We start from the raw sequence: 3,249 nt of genomic DNA on the forward strand, positions 1-3,249 counted from the left end.
CCTCCATCGCGGCGGTGAAGCGCACCACCGGCATCGGAAACATCGCGATCCCGGTCTGACCCGTCGCCAGCAATCGGTCCCTGGCCATCGTCAGCTTGGCCGTACCGGACGCGGCGAAAATCGCCGCGAGAATGAGTTGTGCCGTCCATAGCGCAATGTTCATCGTCTTCTCCGTTCTCGTTGTCGGGTATGACCTTTAAGACGAACGACACCCGACGGTTGTGACAGATGGCGGAGAAGATTCTTGCGGTGTGTCACACATGGGACCGGCTGGTCGTCTAAGGGGAGATGAGTTGATCACCTACTGGAGGGTGCTATGACCGAGGGTGAGGATGCCGCCGAACTCCGGCCGCTACTGTTCTCGATCGCCTACCGGATGCTGAGCAGTGTCGCCGACGCCGAGGACATCGTTCAGGGCGCCTATCTGCGCTACCTCGACTATTGCGAGCAGGGGCACCCGGTCGACTCACCGCGGGGGCTGCTGACGGCCATCACCACGCGACTGGCCATCGACCACCTTCGCTCGGCCCGCGTTCAGCGCGAAACCTATATCGGGCCGTGGCTGCCGGAGCCGTTGCTGACCTCCGACGAGCCCGACGTCGCCGATGCGGCAGTGACAGCGGACTCGTTGTCGATGGCGTTTCTCGTCCTGTTGGAGACGCTCTCGCCGGTGGAGCGGGCCGTCTTCCTGTTGCGCGAGGTATTCGTCTACGACTACGACGACATCGCGCGGATCGTCGGTAAGTCACCGGCCAACTGTCGACAGATGCTGGTCCGCGCCCGTCGTCACGTGGACGCCGGTCGGCGCCGGTTCGCCGCCGACTCCGCTCAACGCGCCACGCTGGCCGACCGATTCTTCGACGCCGCCGAGCACGGTGCCCTCGGGCCTCTCGTCGAATTGCTGGCCGACGACGTTGCCTTCTACGGCGATGGCGGCGGCGTAGGTCGCGGCTTGCGTCAGCCAGTGTTCGGGCGTGACCGCGTGCAGCGCGTCCTGGATGGAATCTTCGGCGCCTACCGCCAATTCGGGGCCCGATTCCGGCGGTGTGAGATCAACGGCGGACCCGGCCTTCTGACGTTCGACCAGGAAGGGGGCCTGATCAACGTGCTCACCCTGGACGTCGAAGACCACCAGATCTGCACCGTCCGCTCGGTGATCAACCCCGACAAACTCGGCCATCTTGGTCTGCCGCTGTCCCCACTCGCCAGGCGGGCCCGGCCGTGAATTGGCGTCGCAAGACCAGCGGCGGTAGCCCCACCACACTCACTGCCTCGCATCATGATTCGTATCAGAACAGGTGATGCGTCGGAAGATGACTCGGTACGCTGTCGTCGTGGTGTCTGCGCGGGAGTTCGTGCGAGATGCGACCGACGTCTTGGTCGCGGCAGCCCGATTGCTGCGTCGACATTGGCCAGTGCTTCTTAGTCTCGCGCTGGCCGGCATGGCATTTCGCGGAGCGGCGCTCTGGGCGGCGGTCGAGGTCAGCGATCACGTGAACTGGTTGGGTCACGGACTGGTCATCTTCGCGCCGCTCGGCTTCCTCGTCGCCATGATCGCGATGTTGCGCGTATTGCGCCACGATCTGCCGAACTCCGATCAGCTCTCGTCGAGCGCGGCACCGGCCGACGCCACCACCGGACGCGAACGCCGGCTGATCGACGTCACCACCTCGATGGTGGTGCCGTTCTTCGCCGTCTACGTCAGCGCCGGGCTGCTGACCCAGGACGTCGCGCACTTCGTCAACGAGGCCGGCGCCGACGAACTCAACCAAGTCGACTTCTACGGCGCGGGCACCGGTCCAGACTTCAGCCGCGTCTTCATCAACCAGTGGTACCTCGTTGCGGGGCTGGTCATGGCCGCGTGGGTGCTGCGATTCGTACTTGGCCGCGTTGAAAGGCGCTGGAGGTTTCTCGGCTTCGCGATCCTTGGCGCACTGGTCGAGGTGTACTGGTCGGCGAACGCCGCGGGTTACATCGACGGTGAGAAGACCGCCGTCGGTGAGTGGTTGCAGAATCGGGTAATGGTCGCCAGGGTCACCGGTTTCTACGAGACGGTGATCGAGCGTCTGGGGCCTCTTGGCTACCCGTTGAAGACCGCCACGACCTGGGCGTGGGATCTGCTCGGCTCCCTGGACGCAGTGGTGATCGTCCCGCTGGCGTGGATTGCCGTCGGCGCCGTGGTGCTGGGCCACGAGTTGGCGCCGGCACCGACCTTCGAGCACCCCTGGCTCGCGCGAGTGAAGGTGGTGCCCAAGCCGGTGGTCCGCACCGTCGCTGGTCTCACTGACGACGTCACGTCGCGTTTCACGGCCTTCTTCCATGGACTGCGGCTGATGATCGGGGCAGGCCTGGTGCCGATGCTGCTGTTCGGGCTGGCATCCCTGCTCGCGCTGCGAGTCCCCTACCTCGTCAGCGTGCTGTGGCGAGCAGTGGTGGGCCCCGTCGAGAGCGACACGTACGTGGCGTGGGCACCGATCGAAGGGGCGATCGAGGATGCGTTGATGCTGATGGTCCTGGCCGCGTTGCTCGCCGCAGGCGTCGACAGGATGCTTCGGCAAGTCAGTTCAGTTGTACCGCCAGATATTCCGGTTCCTCCCACCACAGCAGCACCTGTGTGATCTTGGCGTTGCGCGGCACCACCAGCACCGGCTGGGCCGTCCAGGACGGCGGCCGTTCCTCACCGGGCGCCACCGTTCGCGGTTGTCCCGCCGCGATGGAGGGCGCCGGGCCGGGATGGTTCCCAGGCACGCAGGGCCAGATGTCTTGCGATACTTCGTTGATCGTCGGATCGTAGACGTAGCGATTGCCGTCACCGTCGAGCAGCGCCAGTCGGCAGCCGCTGAGCACCTGGTCCGGTTCAGCCGCGAAGTCGAGTGCGACCCGCTCACCGACCAGGTCGGACGGCAGCTCGAGATCGGTCGCCGCGACGCCGGTGACCTTGACCCTGAGGGTTCGCGTGCTTTCGCCCGTCGCATCGGAGAAGGAATCAGTCCACGTCACCCACTCGTCCAGGCGGCCCGTGGCAGCGGGCTGCCGCAAGTCTTGATCCCACCAATAGTCTTGCAGTCGTTGAGCGTTGGCGCCGACCGCGAGTGCCACCGCGACGGGTAGTGCGAGGAGACCCCATCGGTTGCGCCGCAGCCACGACGTCACGACGCGGCCATCTGAGCCGGCGGGATCTCGATCGTCTGCTGGCTGTCCCAAAGTGCCGCCGCGTCGTCGGGTCCGATGCCGAGATTGATCCTGGCC

3 protein-coding genes are annotated in these 3,249 nt (G+C 65.6%); 2 read left to right on the plus strand and 1 reads right to left on the minus strand.

Annotation, left to right across the window (positions count from 1 at the left end):
• Positions 1-316 precede the first annotated feature (316 nt).
• Positions 317-1,225: an RNA polymerase sigma factor SigJ gene (gene sigJ / locus ACRDUX_RS33230; RefSeq protein ID WP_526420505.1), complete on the plus strand. Its 909-nt coding sequence runs from the start codon at positions 317-319 to the stop codon at positions 1,223-1,225.
• Between the two features lie 217 nt (positions 1,226-1,442).
• Positions 1,443-2,618 carry a hypothetical protein gene (locus tag ACRDUX_RS33235; protein WP_526420507.1) on the plus strand — a complete coding sequence of 392 codons (1,176 nt, stop codon included), beginning with the start codon at positions 1,443-1,445 and terminating at the stop codon, positions 2,616-2,618.
• On the opposite strand, the gene ACRDUX_RS33240 is transcribed toward ACRDUX_RS33235, so the two are convergent.
• Positions 2,560-3,153, minus strand: a complete 594-nt coding sequence (locus ACRDUX_RS33240; protein WP_526420509.1) for a hypothetical protein — start codon at positions 3,151-3,153, stop codon at positions 2,560-2,562. The two genes, ACRDUX_RS33235 and ACRDUX_RS33240, sit on opposite strands and share 59 nt — an antisense overlap.
• Positions 3,154-3,249: the final 96 nt, after the last annotated feature.

The sequence above is a fragment of the Mycobacterium sp. genome (assembly GCF_050701675.1).
Lineage (GTDB): Bacteria > Actinomycetota > Actinomycetes > Mycobacteriales > Mycobacteriaceae > Mycobacterium.

Coding starts and splice junctions, on each gene's coding strand:
- sigJ (WP_526420505.1), top strand. CDS start 317: ATGACCGAGGGTGAGGATGCCGCCGAACTCCGGCCGCTACTGTTCTCG.
- ACRDUX_RS33235 (WP_526420507.1), top strand. CDS start 1,443: ATGGCATTTCGCGGAGCGGCGCTCTGGGCGGCGGTCGAGGTCAGCGAT.